At 46.3% G+C, this 17,256-nt stretch carries 19 protein-coding genes and 1 tRNA gene; 7 read left to right on the top strand and 13 right to left on the bottom strand.

Annotated features, from left to right (window positions below):
* Positions 1-5 precede the first annotated feature (5 nt).
* From JMX98_RS01165 to JMX98_RS01150, 4 genes are all read right to left on the bottom strand, one after another.
* The gene (locus tag JMX98_RS01165; protein ID WP_105244107.1) at positions 6-338 is read right to left on the bottom strand and encodes a TIGR01244 family sulfur transferase; all 333 of its coding nucleotides are present in this window, start codon (positions 336-338) and stop codon (positions 6-8) included.
* A gap of 331 nt (positions 339-669) precedes the next feature.
* Positions 670-996: a beta-lactamase hydrolase domain-containing protein gene (locus JMX98_RS01160; protein WP_105244106.1), complete on the bottom strand. Its 327-nt coding sequence runs from the start codon at positions 994-996 to the stop codon at positions 670-672.
* 407 nt (positions 997-1,403) lie between these two features.
* Positions 1,404-3,113 (bottom strand): SulP family inorganic anion transporter, encoded by a 1,710-nt coding sequence (locus JMX98_RS01155; protein ID WP_201583870.1) that lies wholly within the window; start codon positions 3,111-3,113, stop codon positions 1,404-1,406.
* A 102-nt stretch (positions 3,114-3,215) separates the two neighbouring features.
* The gene (locus JMX98_RS01150) at positions 3,216-3,629 is read right to left on the bottom strand and encodes a metalloregulator ArsR/SmtB family transcription factor (RefSeq protein WP_320157756.1); all 414 of its coding nucleotides are present in this window, start codon (positions 3,627-3,629) and stop codon (positions 3,216-3,218) included.
* 235 nt (positions 3,630-3,864) lie between these two features.
* On the opposite strand from JMX98_RS01150, the gene JMX98_RS01145 reads away from it, so the two are divergent.
* Both JMX98_RS01145 and trxC read left to right on the top strand, forming a co-directional pair.
* Entirely contained in the window at positions 3,865-4,734 is an 870-nt protein-coding gene (locus JMX98_RS01145; RefSeq protein ID WP_201583868.1) for an MBL fold metallo-hydrolase, read from the top strand.
* Between the two features lie 85 nt (positions 4,735-4,819).
* On the top strand, positions 4,820-5,263 hold the full coding sequence (trxC, locus tag JMX98_RS01140; protein ID WP_201584106.1) for a thioredoxin TrxC: 444 nt from the start codon (positions 4,820-4,822) through the stop codon (positions 5,261-5,263).
* Between the two features lie 121 nt (positions 5,264-5,384).
* Here the strand turns inward: trxC and JMX98_RS01135 are convergent, their stop codons facing one another.
* From JMX98_RS01135 to JMX98_RS01120, 4 genes are all read right to left on the bottom strand, one after another.
* A complete protein-coding gene (locus tag JMX98_RS01135) occupies positions 5,385-5,786 on the bottom strand; it encodes a hypothetical protein (RefSeq protein WP_192996172.1) in 402 nt (133 codons plus the stop codon).
* A 216-nt stretch (positions 5,787-6,002) separates the two neighbouring features.
* On the bottom strand, positions 6,003-6,362 hold the full coding sequence (locus tag JMX98_RS01130; protein ID WP_201583866.1) for a SirB2 family protein: 360 nt from the start codon (positions 6,360-6,362) through the stop codon (positions 6,003-6,005).
* A 103-nt stretch (positions 6,363-6,465) separates the two neighbouring features.
* Entirely contained in the window at positions 6,466-6,786 is a 321-nt protein-coding gene (locus tag JMX98_RS01125; RefSeq protein WP_201583864.1) for a BolA family protein, read from the bottom strand.
* A gap of 265 nt (positions 6,787-7,051) precedes the next feature.
* Positions 7,052-7,864: a M48 family metallopeptidase gene (locus JMX98_RS01120; protein ID WP_192996166.1), complete on the bottom strand. Its 813-nt coding sequence runs from the start codon at positions 7,862-7,864 to the stop codon at positions 7,052-7,054.
* A 378-nt stretch (positions 7,865-8,242) separates the two neighbouring features.
* Between JMX98_RS01120 and JMX98_RS01115 the strand changes: the two genes are divergently transcribed.
* A tRNA-Gly gene (locus JMX98_RS01115) sits at positions 8,243-8,317 on the top strand.
* 341 nt (positions 8,318-8,658) lie between these two features.
* On the opposite strand, the gene JMX98_RS01110 is transcribed toward JMX98_RS01115, so the two are convergent.
* A complete protein-coding gene (locus tag JMX98_RS01110; protein WP_227679922.1) occupies positions 8,659-9,267 on the bottom strand; it encodes a YceI family protein in 609 nt (202 codons plus the stop codon).
* Positions 9,268-9,479: 212 nt separating this feature from the next.
* On the opposite strand from JMX98_RS01110, the gene JMX98_RS01105 reads away from it, so the two are divergent.
* Both JMX98_RS01105 and JMX98_RS01100 read left to right on the top strand, forming a co-directional pair.
* The gene (locus JMX98_RS01105) at positions 9,480-10,418 is read left to right on the top strand and encodes a pirin family protein (RefSeq protein ID WP_201583863.1); all 939 of its coding nucleotides are present in this window, start codon (positions 9,480-9,482) and stop codon (positions 10,416-10,418) included.
* A 200-nt stretch (positions 10,419-10,618) separates the two neighbouring features.
* Positions 10,619-11,230 (top strand): nitroreductase family protein, encoded by a 612-nt coding sequence (locus JMX98_RS01100; RefSeq protein ID WP_105244097.1) that lies wholly within the window; start codon positions 10,619-10,621, stop codon positions 11,228-11,230.
* Positions 11,231-11,435: 205 nt separating this feature from the next.
* Here JMX98_RS01100 and JMX98_RS01095 read toward each other — a convergent pair whose 3' ends face one another.
* The 3 genes from JMX98_RS01095 to nadR form a co-directional block, all read right to left on the bottom strand.
* Positions 11,436-11,882 carry a DUF962 domain-containing protein gene (locus tag JMX98_RS01095; protein ID WP_201583861.1) on the bottom strand — a complete coding sequence of 149 codons (447 nt, stop codon included), beginning with the start codon at positions 11,880-11,882 and terminating at the stop codon, positions 11,436-11,438.
* Positions 11,883-12,098: 216 nt separating this feature from the next.
* Positions 12,099-12,830, bottom strand: a complete 732-nt coding sequence (gene pnuC, locus JMX98_RS01090) for a nicotinamide riboside transporter PnuC (protein ID WP_201583859.1) — start codon at positions 12,828-12,830, stop codon at positions 12,099-12,101.
* Positions 12,831-12,996: 166 nt separating this feature from the next.
* The gene (nadR, locus tag JMX98_RS01085) at positions 12,997-14,043 is read right to left on the bottom strand and encodes a multifunctional transcriptional regulator/nicotinamide-nucleotide adenylyltransferase/ribosylnicotinamide kinase NadR (RefSeq protein ID WP_201583856.1); all 1,047 of its coding nucleotides are present in this window, start codon (positions 14,041-14,043) and stop codon (positions 12,997-12,999) included.
* Between the two features lie 839 nt (positions 14,044-14,882).
* Here nadR and JMX98_RS01080 point away from each other — a divergent pair.
* Both JMX98_RS01080 and glyQ read left to right on the top strand, forming a co-directional pair.
* Positions 14,883-15,095, top strand: a complete 213-nt coding sequence (locus JMX98_RS01080) for a PspC domain-containing protein (protein ID WP_075100736.1) — start codon at positions 14,883-14,885, stop codon at positions 15,093-15,095.
* A gap of 668 nt (positions 15,096-15,763) precedes the next feature.
* Positions 15,764-16,747, top strand: a complete 984-nt coding sequence (glyQ, locus tag JMX98_RS01075) for a glycine--tRNA ligase subunit alpha (RefSeq protein ID WP_265089343.1) — start codon at positions 15,764-15,766, stop codon at positions 16,745-16,747.
* Positions 16,748-16,755: 8 nt separating this feature from the next.
* Here the strand turns inward: glyQ and JMX98_RS01070 are convergent, their stop codons facing one another.
* Positions 16,756-17,214, bottom strand: a complete 459-nt coding sequence (locus JMX98_RS01070) for a DUF6998 domain-containing protein (RefSeq protein ID WP_201583853.1) — start codon at positions 17,212-17,214, stop codon at positions 16,756-16,758.
* Between the last annotated feature and the right edge of the window lie 42 nt (positions 17,215-17,256).

Below are 17,256 nucleotides of genomic sequence, written 5' to 3'. Positions count from 1 at the left end.
TACTATCAATCATCTAATAAATCCATCTGCTTTGCCGCTTCGTAGATACCGGTTGAGCGGTTGCCCGTACGGCAAAAGATCAGCATGGGCTGCTCAGCTTGATTAAAAAAATCTGCGAATTCTTCGACGTGGTGTTGGCTGAGCTCACTACCGGCAAAAGACACTTCTTTGTAAGCCAAGCCTGCCTCGGTCGCTGCCGCTTCAATCTCTGCGCTGGTTGGCTGTCCTGGCTCTTCGCCATCAGGGCGGTTATTGATGATGGTTTTAAAACCATTTTCGGCGAGCATAGGGACTTGGTCAGGGGTGATTTGCCCTGTGATACGAACTTGATGACTCATAAATATTCCTATTTTTAGTTGTATGGGCTGGTTTTTGCGCCAGCATTTTACGTGTATAGAGCTGTTGGGCTCTATCATGGCTTATCAGCCAAAAATCAGAGATGACTGTTTGTAGCTTATAGCGTGTATTCATAAAGCCATACAGCGCAGAGCAATACCCCAGCGGCACTTGGCTATAGTCGATACACTCTAAAAATGTCATAGCGCTACTGGGATGCTATTTTTAAACGTAGGTTGCGCAGCCTCTGGGAACGCAGCACGCAAGTAAAATTTATACCAGTAGCGCGTTTAAATCCATAACAGTTTTACATTCAGCTAACTATATATAGGCTTACAACAAACCCTGCATCAAGGCGCTTTGATACAAGAGCTTGGCACGCGCTCCAGTACCACAAAACATCAAGATGGGTTTGGGCAGCGCGTGATAAAGGGCGGCAAACTGCTCGACGGTCAGCATACTCAAACGCTCATCATCAAAAGGCAGGTGCTGATAGCTTAGGTTTGCCTGCTCGGTGGCATCGGCAAACTCGTCACTATTGGGCTGTGACTCCACTTCTGCATCAGGGCGGATGTTGAGCACAGAGCGATAGCCTAGCTCGGCAAGTTTGATACACTGGCTGGGATGAATTTGCTTATAAATCGTTATGTCATCGGTCATAAATAGCTTTGATTAAATATGTGAAAAATGGGATAGGGCAGTCGGTCTGTCATAAGACGGCAAAGCGTCAGGCACCCTCCGTGAGAGGGAGATGACAGCCTACTATTTTAATTTATTTGTCTATACAAAAAACAGCCTGCTTTATATCCTATCATAACGATATTTTATTGCTAGTGACACCAGTGATTGATGCGATGTCGTAAAAACAAAGCGGCAAACAGCAGCTTGCAACTATAAAGTCATATATATAGTCGATACACTCTAAAAATGCCATAGCGCTACTGGGATGCTATTTTTAAACGTAGGTTGCGCAGCCTCTGGGAACGCAGCACGCAAGTAAAATTTATACCAGTAGCGCGTTTAAATCCATAACAGTTTTACATTCAGCTAACTATACCAGCCGCCCGCTAGCGCGCTGTCAACGCATTGACCGCGTCTAGTGTACTGAGATAGACCTGCCCTGATAGCTCGGTGATGAGCGGCGTGTGACCGATGACATCCATGACAGGCCCCTTCACAAAGCTAAAGTGCAGACGTTTATGTTGTTGTGCCAGCTCTTTGTTGAGCGTACTGAGCATCTCTTGGGCGGTCAGGTCGATATGATTGACAGCAGACATGATTAAGATAAGCTCGCGCGCCTCAGGGTATTGTTGTAATGCCTTTAAAATGCGCAGGTGCACCGATTCGCTGTTGCCAAAAAACAAGCTTTCATCGATACGCAGTAGCAACAAACTATCAAAAGTCACCACATCATGACGATTGATATTGCGAAAGTGACCAGTGCCGCCCAACTGACCGACGATCGCCACGTGCGGCTTACTTGATTGCCAGATAAGGCTGGCAAAAGACACCATCAGACCGATGACCAGTCCTGTGTTTAGGCCAAATATCAGTACGCCTGCAAACGCTGCAATAAAGCTAGCGGCATCCAAACGATCTCGCTGCCACGCCGACTTTAGGGTATCGATATCGATGAGCCCAATGATAGAGGCCATGATGGTCGCTCCTAGCAGCGCATAAGGTAGCGGCGCCAGTGCATTACCAAAAGCGATCAGCGCGGCGATCATCACCACCACAGTGACGAGGCTGGCCATTGGCGTTTTGGCCCCTGAGTCGACGTTGATGGCGGTACGCGAAAACCCGCCAGCGACCGCAAAGCTCTGAAACAGACCGCCAGATAAGTTGGCCAGCCCAAGACCAGTTAGCTCACGGTTGGCATCGAAACGCTCACCGCGCAAGCGTGCATAAGTGCTCGCCACAGAGCTACTGGACACAAAGACAATCAGTGCCATCAGCCCTGCAGTGGGCAAAAGCTTGAGCGCTTCTTGCACATCGGGCAGATGTGGTAGTGTGAAGCTTGGCAGCCCTTGCGGGATACTGCCGATGGTCGCAACCCCCAGCGCGCCCCAATGCAGCGCCATACTCAGTATGATCGCCACACCGAGCAAAATCAGGGGAAATAAGCGCTCGGCCCATTTAGCCGATGACGCTGACAGCCACGTACGCCAGACCCACTTGCTGGCATAGCGGTTCGCTACCAAAAGGGCAAAGGCGATGACACCGATAAGCAAGGTCAGAGGATGCAGCTGGCGCACGTACATCTGCAGGCTAGACAGATAGCCAATCAAGCTACTACCTGCGACTGGAATAGCAGTCAAATACTTCAGCTGACTGACAAAAATAAGCACCGCTGCACCGCTGACAAAGCCTGCCGAAACCCCGCGGCTGATGAACTGCATGATCCAGCCGAGCTTGAGACGTCCGGCTACCCAGAGCAGCGCTCCTACCATAAACGCCAATAGGCTCGCCATCAAGGCGTACTGCTCAGCGCCTTTATCGGCATAGGGCAGCAAGCTACTGGCCGTCATAATAGCCGTGATGGCGACAGGACCGACCGCTTGGACATTGCTCGAGCCCAGCCAAGCATAGACAATGACTGGCACAATCGCCGCATACAGACCATACACAGGTGGTAATCCTGCCAATACTGCGTAGCCGAGGCTCTGCGGAATGACAAGCACGCCCACGACCAATCCGGCGATGACGTCAGTTGGCAAGGTGGCTAGCTGGTATTGGCGTAGCCACGTGGGAGTCAGGCGAGCAGCGATAGAAGACATATCAGTACATCATCTTAAAAAATATTTCGACAACAAAAAATAGCAGCGCCATCAAGTGATAGTGGCCGTCCGCATCTGTGAACGGTTATTGATTGACTGTGGCTAGTCGGTTTTGGCACAAAAACGTTGGTACAGCAGATTTAAGACCGCCAGCGCATCCTCACTTGCGATACGATAGTAGATCTGTTTGCCTTCGCGGCGGGTCGTGACCAGCTCATCTTTGCGCAAGATACCGAGTTGCTGCGACAAGCTGGGCTGTCCAACGCCGACCAAACCTTCAAGCTCACTGACGCAGTATTCACCTTGGGTGAGCTGACACAGCAGCAGCAAGCGATCAGGGTGCGAGAGCGACTTTAATAGTTGGCTGGCTTGCATAGAGGCTTGTTGCATCTGCTTGGCAAGATCGGCAGGGGCAAAGTCTGCTGGATGTGTGGATGCATCCTCATTCGTACTCCGAATGGATGCACTCGATGCTGAAGTAGAAGTAGTCAGAGTGAGCTCCTTATAAAATAGCAATAATTATCTCGGTGACATCAATAAATATATGGTTAATTATCAATGATATCATCAATGATAGCAAATTATCGTTAATTACATTATATAAATTGATAAAATGTATGGGAGTTGCTATATTAACACTATAAATGAGTCGGCAACTGTGTAAACATTATATACGACTCGATATCATACTTAACTATTATTTATAGATTAAAAATATTTATAGATGAAACATTCTGATAGCGAGGCTGCCATGCAAGTTCATTCTTTCTTACATAGCGATACTGAGACCTATACGCACGTACTGGCCGATGTCCAACACAAGTTATGTGCCATCATCGATCCTGTATTGGATTTTGATGCCAAGTCTGGTCACACCGCTACCAGTAGCGTCGATGAGGTCATCACCTTTGTTCGTGAGCAGGGCTGGGAGCTGGTGTATATCATCGAAACCCACGCCCATGCCGATCATATATCTGCGGCTATCCATGTCAAAGAAACACTCGGCGGGCAGCTCGTCATCGGTCAGCACATCACGGAAGTGCAAAAAATATTTAAGCAAATTTTTAACTTTGACATGAGTTTTCGTACCGATGCCAGTCAGTTCGACATTTTGACAGACGACGGCGATACCTTAGCGCTTGGTGACATCACCATCACAGCGATGTATGTGCCAGGTCATACGCGTGCAGATATGGCCTATCTAGCAGCCGATGCCGAAAAAACCGTGGTGTTTGTCGGAGACACGTTGTTTGCCCCCGATGTCGGCACGGCGCGTTGTGACTTCCCAGGTGGTGATGCCAAGATTCTGTATCACTCTATCCAAAAGTTGCTGGCGCTTCCCGAAGATACCATCATGTATCTGTGTCATGACTATCCGAGCAAAGGACGCAAACACTGCCCCACGACCACGGTTGCCGCCCAAAAAATGGGCAATATTCATGTCAAAGACGGTATCAACGAAGCAGAGTTTGTGCAGATGCGTGAGCGGCGTGATGCCACGCTTTCGATGCCGCGTCTGATTATTCCGGCTGTACAGGTCAATATCGATGCAGGGAATTTTCCGCAACCAGAAGCCAATGGCACCCGTTATCTTAAAGTACCCATCAATGCGCTGGGATAATGGCAGCATGTAAAGTTATGCTATATTTAAAAGTAGCAAACACATACGCCGCAAAAATCATAAGGGCTAAAAAAGGAGTCTGATGATGAATGAACAAAATCTGCATCTGGTCTGCCCACACTGCCAAGCGACCAACCGTATACCAGCAGCGCGGCTGACTGCTGCGCCAAACTGTGGTCGCTGTCGTCAGCCATTATTGACAGGCAGCGCACATGAGCTGAGCGCACAAATCGTCAATAAAGTCATTCAAAAAAATGAGGTATTGACCATCGTGGATTTTTGGGCGAGCTGGTGTCAGCCGTGCCTGATGATGGCGCCGCAGTTTAAAGAGGCTGCCAGTCAATTGCCACAAGTGGTCTTTGCCAAATTGCAAACCGATAAGTACGAACAAGCTGCCGCCCCTTATCGTATACGCAGCTTACCGACGATGGTAGCCTTTAGAGGTGGTAAAGAGATTGCGCGGCAGTCAGGCGCGCTACCCAGTCAGCAAATCGTGCAGTGGGTACAAAGCCTACAATTGCAATCATAACCACTAGGGTGTGTCCTCATCAAAAAAGCCAATACGTTGATCGCGTATTGGCTTTTTTATGGTCGTATGAGCAACGATGGTATTTGATCGATTTGACCTCTATCAACTCACCATAGTTTGTTTATTCGCCATATATCTTGATGCCATTGGCAAAGCTGCAGCGCTGGATGCGTGCGGACTGAACAACGGCATCACGCTCGCCGTAGAGCCGTGATAGCTTGGCATCGCGGGCTTTGGTATTGTTGCTTTTTCCCAGGCCAAAACTGATATTGGGTGAGATACCCCAGCGGCCCGCTGAGACGCCGACCCCCACGCCAGAGGCCGCGATGGTCGACTGCTGATTGCGCGCAGTCTCGACATAACGATTGATACGGTTGTACTCTTGGCTCAGCGCTTGGCAGTCATAGTTTTGGTAGGTGCTGGGCGGCACATACTGCGGGGTGATATTGCCAGTCGAGGCGCAGCCTGCAAGCGCAAAAATGCCTGCTGAGGCCAGTAATGTCGCGGAAAAGAGAGTTTTCATAGTGGCTCCATAAGGCACGATGGGGGGGGTATATAAACAGCAAGATCTGTGATAAACGCCGTTGTTTATATTTAAGATAGCAAAAATAAACAGATTAAGATATTGAAAAATATGTCATTTATGAAATAGGCCAGCTATAGTCAGTTGCAAACAAAGCTGTCATAAGTTCCAAAGCGCTACTGGGATGAATTTTGCGCAGCCTCCGTAAACAGCGGTTTAAAATAAGTTGGCTGGTTTGACCACAGCAAGTATCACGATACCTGCGTAGGCGATCGCCGAGATCAAAATCCCCATTTTACTTTGGACGGGCGTTGCATGGTTATTAAAGGCTTTTATGCTGGCACTGATGGCAGCGACTAACAAAATAACCTTGGCAAACACCCACTGCACAGGGGCGTTGGCACTCATTAGCTGCATCAACATGATGGCACCTGAGCCGATGACAAGCGCATAAACGATGTGCGTGGCTATCTTCACCGCCTTTGGAGCGCGTCTATTGGCACTCAATACCAGATAGCTTTGATATAAAAACAGAACGATGGTCAGGACGGCCATCAGCATATGTAAATGTTTCATTAAATATCTTTTCCTCTGAGGTGATCCAATCACGCAGCGCTACCGTCACAATGTTCATACGACGCGCAGTCATGGTTGATTATTCTGTTATTCTGTCGATGGCTCAGCTGTTTTGACCAGCACACAAGGGGCTATCTGGGCTTTGCCCTTGCCATTCTGTTGGCGTATAGGCATGTATGGCTAAGGCATGCACCGAGCCACCTTGCGAGGTGAGTAGGGGCGCGACCAAGCCATAAACCAGTTGATGGCGAGCGACCAAACGCTTGCCCTCAAAGGCATCGCTTACGATAGTGAGTTTAAAATGGCTTTCTTTGCCATCAAAGTAGCCTGCATGATTCATCGATTCGTTAATCAGCTCGATATGCTGCGGCTGCAAGCTCTGTAGCTCAGCATAGAGGGCATCAGCGGTAGGCGTGGTACTCATAGATAGCATCCTTTTACGCGATATGGTTTGATAAGGTAGTATTTGATAAAGCGTTACGTAATAAAGTGGTGTTTGATGGGGTATGGGCATCGATGACGTATTAGCGTCTTGCGGCGATCTATGAGGTTATTATAGCAGACACTGATGCGCACACCTTATCATTTAGCAGACAATGGAGTATGCCACTTTTATAAAAAAAGCAGAATACAAACCGTGGTCTGTACTCTGCTTGACAGTCAATCTAATCAGTCATGCTAAATGATGATTAGCGGCGTGCTTTTTGGTAAAGCGGCATGACTTTGGGCATCAATGACTGCAACTGGGCAATGCGATTGCTGCTGCTTGGGTGAGTGCTCAAAAACTGCGGCGGCTCGCCTTGGCTGGCGCGCTGCATTTTTTGCCATAAGCTAATCGCGGCCTGCGGGTTGTAGCCTGCGCGAGCCATTAGCTCAAGGCCAATCTGGTCGGCTTCTGCTTCTTGAGTACGACCATGCGGACGACTCAGGCCTAGGTCACCGGCGACATTGGCCAGCTGCGCCTGACCTTGCGAGAGACCAAAGATACTAGCGGCGACGCCAATGCCCGTTTGAGTGGCGTATTGGCGGGAGATACGCTCGCGTGAGTGCTCACGTAAGGCGTGAGACATCTCATGTCCCATGATGGCAGCGATTTCATCATCAGTCAGATTGAGGCGATCGATGATGCCTGAATAAAACATGATTTTGCCACCTGGCATCACAAAAGCGTTGAGCTGATTTGATTTGATCGTGTGTACTTCCCATGGCCACTTTGCCGCATCAGGACGATAGACGCCGACTTGCCCGATCAGACGGTTGGAGATGTTTTTGAGGCGATTGAGCTGGGCTCTATTGGTATCGAGCAAACCGCGAGCTTTTGCTTCTTGCAAGGTCTTTGCATAGCTTTGCGCTGATAATTGTAACACCTGCTCATTAGAGACCAAGAGCAACTGCTGGCGATCAACGCCCACCGCGCCAGTATTGGTGGTGCTACTACAGCCAGTCAGTGTCAGCGCCGACAAAGACGCGGCCATGACAGTTGTGGTCAGTAATTTTTTCATAATAAACATCCTCACTGTAAATAATAAATAAAGTTGCACAAAGTATAATAATGTTAATAAGCCAAAACCAAGACAGAAAAAGTAACAGTACACCCTATGATTGTAAGTAAACAGCGCGCCCAAACACAGTGATAGACATGCATAGCCGTGAGCCCAGCAAGTACAGCCCTTTATTTGCTAAAATATTTTAGAAAAACTGGCTGATAATACTCATTGTAAAATCAAACGTTTATAACAGAATCGCTGGTAAATAAAGGCTGACGGCGAAAATATTTGCACAAAATGCCAAAAAAGGTGTTGACAGGCTCAGAATTTTTGCTAAAATAGCCAGCCTATCGAGACGGTGTTGTTGTTAACAATGACGTGATTCGATGTTTAGCGGGATTAGCTCAGTGGTAGAGCATAACCTTGCCAAGGTTGGGGTCGAGAGTTCGAATCTCTTATCCCGCTCCAAATATGGCTCTGTTAGAGCACTAAAGCCTCACATTATTGTGAGGCTTTTTTTATGGGTGAAATTTGGCAGCTGGTCAAAGCTTACGCAAAAGCGGTTACAAAATTGAGCTGCTCGGCAGCTTTGGTGATACTGCCTGCGCTGCTCGATGCTGCATAAAATTTATCCCAGTCCCACTGTGTTGTTTTTATACTGAACGCACTATATACAAACGCCAACAGCGCTCATTAAAATCTTTATACCGTCAAAAAAGCTGAGTTAAAAACTCAGCTTAATTGTAGTACATATCGTGTATCTGTTTTATCTCTAATCGACTATATGATCTTTATAAGACAAGCGGTCGTTACTTGAGATCGGCCTTTTTGCTGCCTTCTACTTGAACGGCCAGTTTGATGTTTTTCATCATACCGCCGTCGGTATAAGTATCGATACCCCACTTGGTTCTGTCGATGGTGGTTTCAAAATCGCCGCCGCACACTTCAGCGTTTAGCATTGGGCTGTCATAGCAGTTAAACTTAGTGGCTGTCAGTGTCACAGGATGCGTCTGACCCAGTAGTGTTAAGTCGCCTGTGACTGATTTGACTTTATTACCATCAAACTGCCAATTGGTAGATTTAAAATAAGCGGTTGGATGCTCTTTGACATTAAAGAAATCCGCAGATTTTAAATGACCATCAAACTCTTTGATACCTGTGCTCAAGCTGCCCATCGGAATGGTGATGCCGATAAAGCCTTTTTGTTCTTTGGGTGCGTACTCCAGAATGCCTGAGAGGTTATAAAAGCCACCAGCATTGGTCGAGGTGCCAAAATGATCGACAAAAAAGCGCACCGCGGTATGCTTAGGGTCCAGCTCATAGGTCGCTGCCTGACCGACAGTGCTCATCATGCCAAGGGCGCTGATAGCAACGAAGGCGAAGGCACGATTGGCTTGTTTGATAGAAGGGAGCATCATGGTTCATTATCCTTATTTGTGATCGAGAATTATGGTAGAGAAAAGAGCGCATTGGCTTAACGTTTTTTCATTTATTTCCGTTAAGTAGTGCTTATAGGTGCTATAGTTAAGTTTAGCAAAAAAATAGGACATTTGAGCACCAGTGTCTATTATAAATGTGTCTATTCGTTGCTTTTTGTAACACTTGTATGCTGTATGATAAGAGGTGAGTCATGAGTATTAAAACCCTAGAGCCGCGTTTGGCCGATGTTGGCGGTATTCCTATCGCCCGTCTGTTACCTAATACTGGCAAAAAACCGATCGGTGCGTGGTGCTTTTTGGATCACGCAGGCCCTGCTGAGTTTGAGGACGGTGAGGCTGGCATGCAAGTGGGTCGTCATCCGCATACCAATTTGCAAACCTTTAGCTGGATGTTAGATGGCGAAGTGCTGCACAAAGACAGCTTGGGCAGCGAGCAAGTAATTACCAAAAACCAAGTCAACGTTATGACGGCAGGTACGGGGTTGACCCAAGGCATCAGTCATACCGAGCAAAGTGTCTTTCCTGATACGGGCGGCTCGCCAGATGCGGCGCGTGCGCTGAGTATGGTGCAGCTGTGGATTGCTCTACCGACAGACCAAAAAATCGAGCGCGGCTTTCATCACTATCCAGAGCTACCGACGTGGACGGAAAATAATGTAGAGATGATATTGACCACGGGCAACTACACCAGCGTCACAGGCGAGCGCTACGAAGCGCCAACGATACAGTACTCCAAAATGGTCGGTATCGATGTGTACTGGCTAAAGGATGGCGAGGTCACCCTAACGCTAGAGCCTGGTTTTGAATACGGTATCTTGGTCAGCGAAGGGCAGATTGAGTCTGAAGGCAAAATCTGTGAGCAAGACCAGCTATTTCGCTTCCACGATAGTGATGTCGAAAATAACGAAAGCATCAAGCTGGTCGCCAAAAAAGGCACACGGGTGATGTTTATCGGCGGTGAACCATTAAACAATCAAGTGCTGCTGTGGTGGAACTTTGTCGCTGATAATAAAGAAGAGATTGAGCAGTCTATCATCGATTGGAACAACGGCCACGAGCGCTTTGGTAATGTCGACTCTGATATGAAACGTCTGCCCGCTCCAGCGCTGCCTGACGGTTTTAAAGGATGATTTGACAATACAGATTGTTAATTTATCTTTTATGATTCACGTTATTGTGAAGATTTTTTACAAAATTTGAATATAGATCCGTCAGTGTTGCTTTTACCATCAAATGACGATCAAGCAAGTTTTACTATTTTTACTATCGACTCATTTTAAAACACATACTTTATATACAACCTAAATATTCAACTCGACGGAGTCTTATTATGTCAGACTTAACCACCTTACAAAATCTTGCCGAAAAACGCCGCTCTATCTATGCCTTGAGCGATCAACTACCAGTCTCTAAGGATGAGATTGTAAAATTGGTAGAGCACGCTATTTTACACACGCCTTCCTCCTTCAACTCTCAGTCAGCTCGTATCGTGGTCTTGTTCGATGAGGATCATCAAAAACTGTGGGACATCACCGAAGAGACATTGAAGGTCATCGTGGGTGACGACGAGAAATTTCAAGGTACAAAAGATAAAATCGCAGGCTTTAAAGCCGGTGCTGGTACGATATTGTTTTTTGAAGACAAAGGTGTTGTCAGAAGCATGCAAGAAGCGGCCCCTTTATATGCGGACAAATTCCCAATCTGGGCACACCAAACTAACGCCATGCATCAGTATGTGATTTGGACGGCATTGGCAAGCATCGATGTTGGCGCCAACTTGCAGCATTATAATCCAGTGATTGACCAGCAAGTTGCCAATACTTGGAATATCGCTGATGATTGGGAGCTAAACGCGCAGATGGTATTTGGTGCCATCGAGCAGCCAGCTGGTGACAAAGAGTTTAAGCCAGTAGAAGAGCGTATGAAGGTGTTTGGTAAATAAGCACCAAAGCTCGGTAGTGTAAGAGATAAAAAACCAAAAAAGCGCCATCCAGCTCATGGGTGGCGCTTTTTTAGGGTGAAGAAATCAAGTGATTTATCGTCGTACAGCATGGCTAGAGTAAGGATAAAACCATATAAATGAAAATAATCGGTATAAAAACCGTCAGAACACCAGCCCTGAGCACATAACGCGCTCCACCGGAGAGTTAGCTACTGGTTTTGTCACCCATCAGGCTATTGGCCACCCATGCAGGCCCAATTAATAGAAACTGTAAATCTTCAAAAAATGAGGGTTTTTTGCCTTCGATTTTATGACCGATAAACTGGCCAATCCAAGCCACAACAAAGACACCTGCCCAGACCTTAAAGCCCCACGGTAGTAAGGTCATGACAGATAGGCAGATAAGAATAAACATGCCCATCGCCAAAAATAACGGCGTGGACAAACGCATGTAGAACAGCAAGACCAAGGCACTAAGCACTAAGGTGAACCAAACGGATAGCGACATACCCATCCCAAGTAAACTGATAAAGATGGTCGGCACGCAGAGCCAATGTATTTTTTTGTTGATTAGGTTTTGGTGGCTGACAGAGTACTCACTGAGCCACTGCTCAAGTGTGCGTTTTGACAGGCGGGGCGGACGACGAGACATACTAACCTCCTTGTTAGTCATTAAGATACGACACTCCTATCCCACATCAGAGCGCCTCTAGTATCATTTGTAGCACTAATTGGACTTCTCTACCATGGTATCTGATAGACGGTTCAGTCAGCTCTGTCAGCTTTATCCTAGATGCGATAGGGTCTATCAAAGGCGTCTAAGCCATCTAAATAGTCTGAGTCATCTAAGCCCTATTATTTCAGTATATTAGCTTCTCTCGCTACGATGCCATTCATACAGACCGATAAAGGAGTTGACTTGATAGATCATGGTTTGAATGGCAAAAATGTAGTTGCCAGACATAAGATTGACAATGAGCCAAACAAAATTGACGATAATCCACAGCCACCAGTTAAACGAATAGCGCAAAATCATGGCGGCTTGGGCGGTGATTGAGAGTACAAAGGCGAGGACATTGATCCAAAAAAAGGAAATAAACCCTAAAAATAGACTGTTGTCGTCTTCAACCACCGCATAACCATAGCTGGCTAAAAGGTCGTTGACGGTAGGGAATAGTGCCAACCCAATCACAATAAAGGCAATGGTAATCAGCCAAACGGCTTTGCTGGCAGACTTGGGTATCATGTCGCCGTCAGGGTCGGTGTGCTTTGACCAATAAAAAATGCCATAGACATGGGTGAAAAAGTTAAATAAAGGCGCCAGCATCAAACCCACCGCGCCTGAGGTTGCTTGCACCACCACTTCACCTGCAGTAGCGGCCATGCCAAAGCCATTGCCCAAGACGTTTTTGCGAAATGATAGCGATACCACACAAATCAGGCCGATCAAGGACACCGCCAAATAAAACCAATCTAGGGTGGTATGATCGGTGGTCAACCAAAAGCCTGCTGATAAGGCAATCACGCCGCAGATAAACCAAGTGATAATCCACTGCATGGCCCACTTGCCAGTGATATTGTCTAATAGCTGAATACGCATAGGTTTTTCCTAAAATAAATGTTGGGAGCGGCTTGTTTGACCGTTGTGGTTTTGACTTTTTTACAAGCCACTTATTTTATAATATGCTGTTTTTATTCTGTATTTTTACTTTTTTTGTCTTTTGCTGTATCTGTTTTTTATTTGGCGTTGACTCACCGCGCTTTGTTTATTGGTTTTTGTTATAGACATATCGATCGATAAAACGTAATGCTTGCCGATAGCGAGCATCATAATCAGGTGCATCGATCAAATGTGGCTCGATACCATGGCGGGTAAAGATATCGACCAGCCGCTGCTCAAAGCGCCCGCGCGCCTCAGGGGTGCCCAGTGAGCGCATGCCGTCATCTACCCATGGCGTATTGTTGTCTAGCATAATGGTATAGTCCAAGCGAAACTCATCGATACACGCGGCCACAAACGGGTGGCTACGACCTTCGTACTCTTCACAAAACGCCTGTGTGGTCACAAAATCAGTATCGACAATGGTCACAGGGGCAGTCGCCACGGCTGCGGCCTCTCGAATCGCCTGAGCATGATTGAGGGCGATGGGGCCATAGTCACTATACTGTAGCCCAATCTCGCTACCACCCAAGTCCGTACCAACGTATAAACGTCCCATCTCTAACGCAAAGCTTGCGCCATAATAGTTGGCAAGCTTATGTACCAAGGTTGTTTTTCCTGAGCTTTCACCGCCGACGATAGCGACCGTCTTTGTGTAATCACCGCGCGCTTGCGGGTGAATCGCTGACCAATGGGCGACAGGATCGCGAGCGATGGCATATGAGTCAAACGCTGGCTGTAGCGCCGTCGTTACCACGGGCATCTGCAGGTGTTCTGTGATATGGGATTTGGCTAAAGGATGGTTTTGTGCCACAAACAGCACCGCTTCTGCAGGCAACGCGAGCGTTTGGCTCAGACGATGCAGCTTGGCATTGCTGGCTGGGATATCGATGTGCACCTCATCAAAGCTGTCATGAAGCGGCAGGGCAATCTCATGGGTGGTGTGAATGTGAATAAAAGGCAGGTCAGCACAGGCCATCTGTAACCAGCGTGCCTTATCTTGTAGCGTAATGCTAAAGTCTGGATGCGGCGTTGGGTGCGCTGTGATGACGATATGCAGTATTTTAGCTTGCCCTGCGGCCTCCAAAATACTGCGCATTTGCCCCAAATGTAGTGGTTCAAAATGACCAATCATCAACCCCGTATCGTACATAGCAATCCTTGTTGGTTTGTTAGTAAGCGTTTTTATAAAAGTAAGACAATCTGCATGGTATAAAGGTTTTGGTCGATTTGCAGGTAGGTTATTGTAAACAAGCGCTGATAAAGGTTGTTTTTATTAAACAGGGGTTAAGCGGTGATATAGTCGAACCACTATTTAAGTGTTACAGCGTTAGACTCGTTTAGCCTACTACTGTAGTACTTGCACTCGTCTGCCTTGTACCACTTTTAATATTGATTGACTATAAAACAATGTGGCTAGGGTATCGTCAGTTTGAAATAAAATCGATACGCTCATATGGACGTGCAATTGGTACAAATTTTCCTTGTGTACTGTTATCACAGAGGCTGCAAAAAACGACTTGTCATCTCGCTGTATTGTTTTGATATCGGATTGCCTATAAACCTATAAATACAACCATCAGCATAACCAGTATCAGTATAAACGGTAAAAGTATATAAGCGTATCTGATTGATTGTGCTTGGTATTTCAAAGTAGGTAGGCCGTAAAAGTAAGGTTTTGGCAACAAACTCAGTTCTGAAACATTTTGAAATAACTATTTAAAATCAGTGGCTTACAGGTAGTTAGGACAGATTAGGGCAAGCTTAGGTAGCATAAACTCACAAAGCACTGGTACATCTTCAACAGACCATAAGAAAATAGTTGCTATACTGATTTGTAAGTTAGAAAGGCTACAGATTTAGCCTAACTAAAAGATGCTAAAAGACGTAAGATAAAAAATATAATGCACAGAATATAAGACAAAAACAACGATCTTTTGTCTAGGTTGAAATAACAAGAAATAGAAAACATAAAATAGAGAGGTATTGGATTTGGCTAAATTAGCAAAATTACATCGCTCGCAAAACAATCGTATGATAGCAGGGGTGATGGGCGGTATTGCAGAATACGTCGGTTGGTCGCCTACTTGGGTAAGAGTATTGTTTGTGATTGTGTCTTCACTGAGTGCGGCGGTTCCAGGAATCTTAATTTATATTATTTTATGGATTATCATGCCAAAAGCCACTCATGAGTCTTATCAGTAGCGCCCAATAGGCTGATATCTCATAGATTGACATACAAACGGTTCGTTACCCAGCTTTGCTCAAAGTTTATATTAAAATCTGTATCAAAAAAAAGCGTCACCAAGTAAGCGTTACTAAAAAAACAAAAAGCCTGACTCATCAGGATACCAGCGACATACTTTTCCTCCTGCCCAGATGCTCACGCATTTGGGTATTTTTTTGTTTTTGCCTTTATAGTCGATTGAAAATAAAACTGTTATATAAACTTAAACGCGCTACTGGTATAAATTTTACTTGCGTGCTGCGTTCCCAGAGGCTGCGCAACCTACATTTAAAAACAGCATCCCAGTAGCGCTATGTTCTTTTTAGAGTGCATCGACTATATGGTCAATTGAAAAAATGGTTATAGGGTAGCCTTAATGTGGGCAGCGCGATGGGTATAGGGTTTATGTGCGTACTGTGTCTACACTGCTCGATAGACATAAATACCCTCGATACCATTTGCTATGGGGCATAGCGCACGGTATTTGGACAGATAGCATAAATTTAGTTGCGGTAAATATGGATAAAATGGTCAATTTTTAGTAAGGTGAGCAGGCAAATAGAGTCGTTGCCGAATAGGCAATACGAGCGCTATCAATATTTCATAATACTCATTCCACAGTGGCTTTATTAAGATGCCCCAAACTATGACAATCCAAACTATGACATCACAAGCGAAAGATTCTCAACCGATGACGTTTCAAGATCTCATCCTAACCTTGCAAAACTATTGGGCTGACAAAGGCTGCGTAGTCTTGCAGCCTTACGATATGGAAGTCGGTGCCGGTACCTTTCATACGGCGACGTTTTTGCGCTCGCTTGGCCCTGAGCGCTGGAATGCCGCTTATGTGCAGCCATCACGCCGCCCGACAGACGGCCGCTACGGTGACAACCCAAACCGCTTGCAGCATTATTATCAGTTTCAAGTGGTGCTAAAACCTAACCCGCCCAATATCCAAGAGTTGTATTTGGACTCACTGCGTGCCATCGGTATCGATCCGCTGGTTCATGACGTGCGTTTTGTCGAAGACAATTGGGAGTCGCCAACGCTTGGGGCGTGGGGACTGGGCTGGGAGATTTGGCTAAACGGTATGGAAGTCACGCAGTTTACCTATTTTCAGCAAGTGGGCGGCATTGAGTGCTTTCCAGTCACCGGCGAGATTACTTACGGTCTTGAGCGTCTAGCGATGTATGTACAAGGCGTCGATAGCGTCTATGATTTGGTTTGGGCGGATGGTGAGTTTGGCCGCGTGACCTATGGTGATGTCTTTCATCAAAACGAAGTGGAGCAGTCCACTTATAACTTTGAGCACGCCGATGTGCCGATGATGGGCCAGATGTTTGATTTTTATGAGCAGCAGGCTGACAAGCTTGTAGCCGAAGGGTTGCCGCTGCCAGCCTACGAGATGGTACTCAAAGCCTCTCATGCGTTTAATTTACTTGATGCCCGCGGTGCGATTTCGGTCACGGAGCGTCAGCGCTTTATTTTGCGTGTCCGTACCTTGGCGCGCAAAGTGGCCTTTGGGTATGTCGAAGCGCGTGCCAAGCTTGGCTTCCCATTGGCTGATGAGGCGCACCGCACCGAGGCACTTGAGAAGTACTTGTCAAAAGAAGACGATGAGAATAAGTAGTTTACATTCTAGAGATTAATTCTATGCACTCGGTCATGGTCAGACACCAGTTCGTTGAGTGCTTTGAGTTTAGTAATAGAGATTTGAAACTGACCGTTGCTAGGTCGCTTTTTATTTATAAATTGCTTCCATACAAGTGAACCTGAGCCATTGTATATTTCCTCAAATGTACCATCTGGCATTATTTTAATAATAATTGCATGCTCAGGTTCACTTCGAAAGGAAACAGACTTAGATTGGGTGGCTTTTATTTCAACTTTTAAACCGTCTTTCGTTACAGCGTCATGGCCTTTATTACTGGCAGCTAGTAGTTTTAGATCGTACGCATCTGCTACCAAGCATTCACCCAAGCTACCTACTAAATGGCCGTCTGGGGTGAAGTGTCGACCAGGAAACATATTTTCCAATTCATTGACGGTGTTATAGAGTTGTTTAACTAGAGTTTGCAGTTTTTCATGATCTATCATAAATGGCTCTCAAAGATAAAGAATATTGTCCCAAAATAATAT

This window comes from Psychrobacter sp. HII-4 (genome assembly GCF_904846595.1).
GTDB lineage: Bacteria > Pseudomonadota > Gammaproteobacteria > Pseudomonadales > Moraxellaceae > Psychrobacter > Psychrobacter celer.
This window is presented reverse-complemented; position numbering and strand designations above follow the sequence as displayed.

What these genes read in the sequence shown, in the direction of transcription:
- JMX98_RS01165 (WP_105244107.1), bottom strand. Translation starts at nt 338, where the DNA reads ATGAGTCATCAAGTTCGTATCACAGGGCAAATCACCCCTGACCAAGTC.
- JMX98_RS01160 (WP_105244106.1), bottom strand. Translation starts at nt 996, where the DNA reads ATGACCGATGACATAACGATTTATAAGCAAATTCATCCCAGCCAGTGT.
- JMX98_RS01155 (WP_201583870.1), bottom strand. Translation starts at nt 3,113, where the DNA reads ATGTCTTCTATCGCTGCTCGCCTGACTCCCACGTGGCTACGCCAATAC.
- JMX98_RS01145 (WP_201583868.1), top strand. Translation starts at nt 3,865, where the DNA reads ATGCAAGTTCATTCTTTCTTACATAGCGATACTGAGACCTATACGCAC.
- trxC (WP_201584106.1), top strand. Translation starts at nt 4,820, where the DNA reads ATGAATGAACAAAATCTGCATCTGGTCTGCCCACACTGCCAAGCGACC.
- JMX98_RS01135 (WP_192996172.1), bottom strand. Translation starts at nt 5,786, where the DNA reads ATGAAAACTCTCTTTTCCGCGACATTACTGGCCTCAGCAGGCATTTTT.
- JMX98_RS01130 (WP_201583866.1), bottom strand. Translation starts at nt 6,362, where the DNA reads ATGAAACATTTACATATGCTGATGGCCGTCCTGACCATCGTTCTGTTT.
- JMX98_RS01125 (WP_201583864.1), bottom strand. Translation starts at nt 6,786, where the DNA reads ATGAGTACCACGCCTACCGCTGATGCCCTCTATGCTGAGCTACAGAGC.
- JMX98_RS01120 (WP_192996166.1), bottom strand. Translation starts at nt 7,864, where the DNA reads ATGAAAAAATTACTGACCACAACTGTCATGGCCGCGTCTTTGTCGGCG.
- JMX98_RS01110 (WP_227679922.1), bottom strand. Translation starts at nt 9,267, where the DNA reads ATGATGCTCCCTTCTATCAAACAAGCCAATCGTGCCTTCGCCTTCGTT.
- JMX98_RS01105 (WP_201583863.1), top strand. Translation starts at nt 9,480, where the DNA reads ATGAGTATTAAAACCCTAGAGCCGCGTTTGGCCGATGTTGGCGGTATT.
- JMX98_RS01100 (WP_105244097.1), top strand. Translation starts at nt 10,619, where the DNA reads ATGTCAGACTTAACCACCTTACAAAATCTTGCCGAAAAACGCCGCTCT.
- JMX98_RS01095 (WP_201583861.1), bottom strand. Translation starts at nt 11,882, where the DNA reads ATGTCTCGTCGTCCGCCCCGCCTGTCAAAACGCACACTTGAGCAGTGG.
- pnuC (WP_201583859.1), bottom strand. Translation starts at nt 12,830, where the DNA reads ATGCGTATTCAGCTATTAGACAATATCACTGGCAAGTGGGCCATGCAG.
- nadR (WP_201583856.1), bottom strand. Translation starts at nt 14,043, where the DNA reads ATGTACGATACGGGGTTGATGATTGGTCATTTTGAACCACTACATTTG.
- glyQ (WP_265089343.1), top strand. Translation starts at nt 15,764, where the DNA reads ATGACAATCCAAACTATGACATCACAAGCGAAAGATTCTCAACCGATG.
- JMX98_RS01070 (WP_201583853.1), bottom strand. Translation starts at nt 17,214, where the DNA reads ATGATAGATCATGAAAAACTGCAAACTCTAGTTAAACAACTCTATAAC.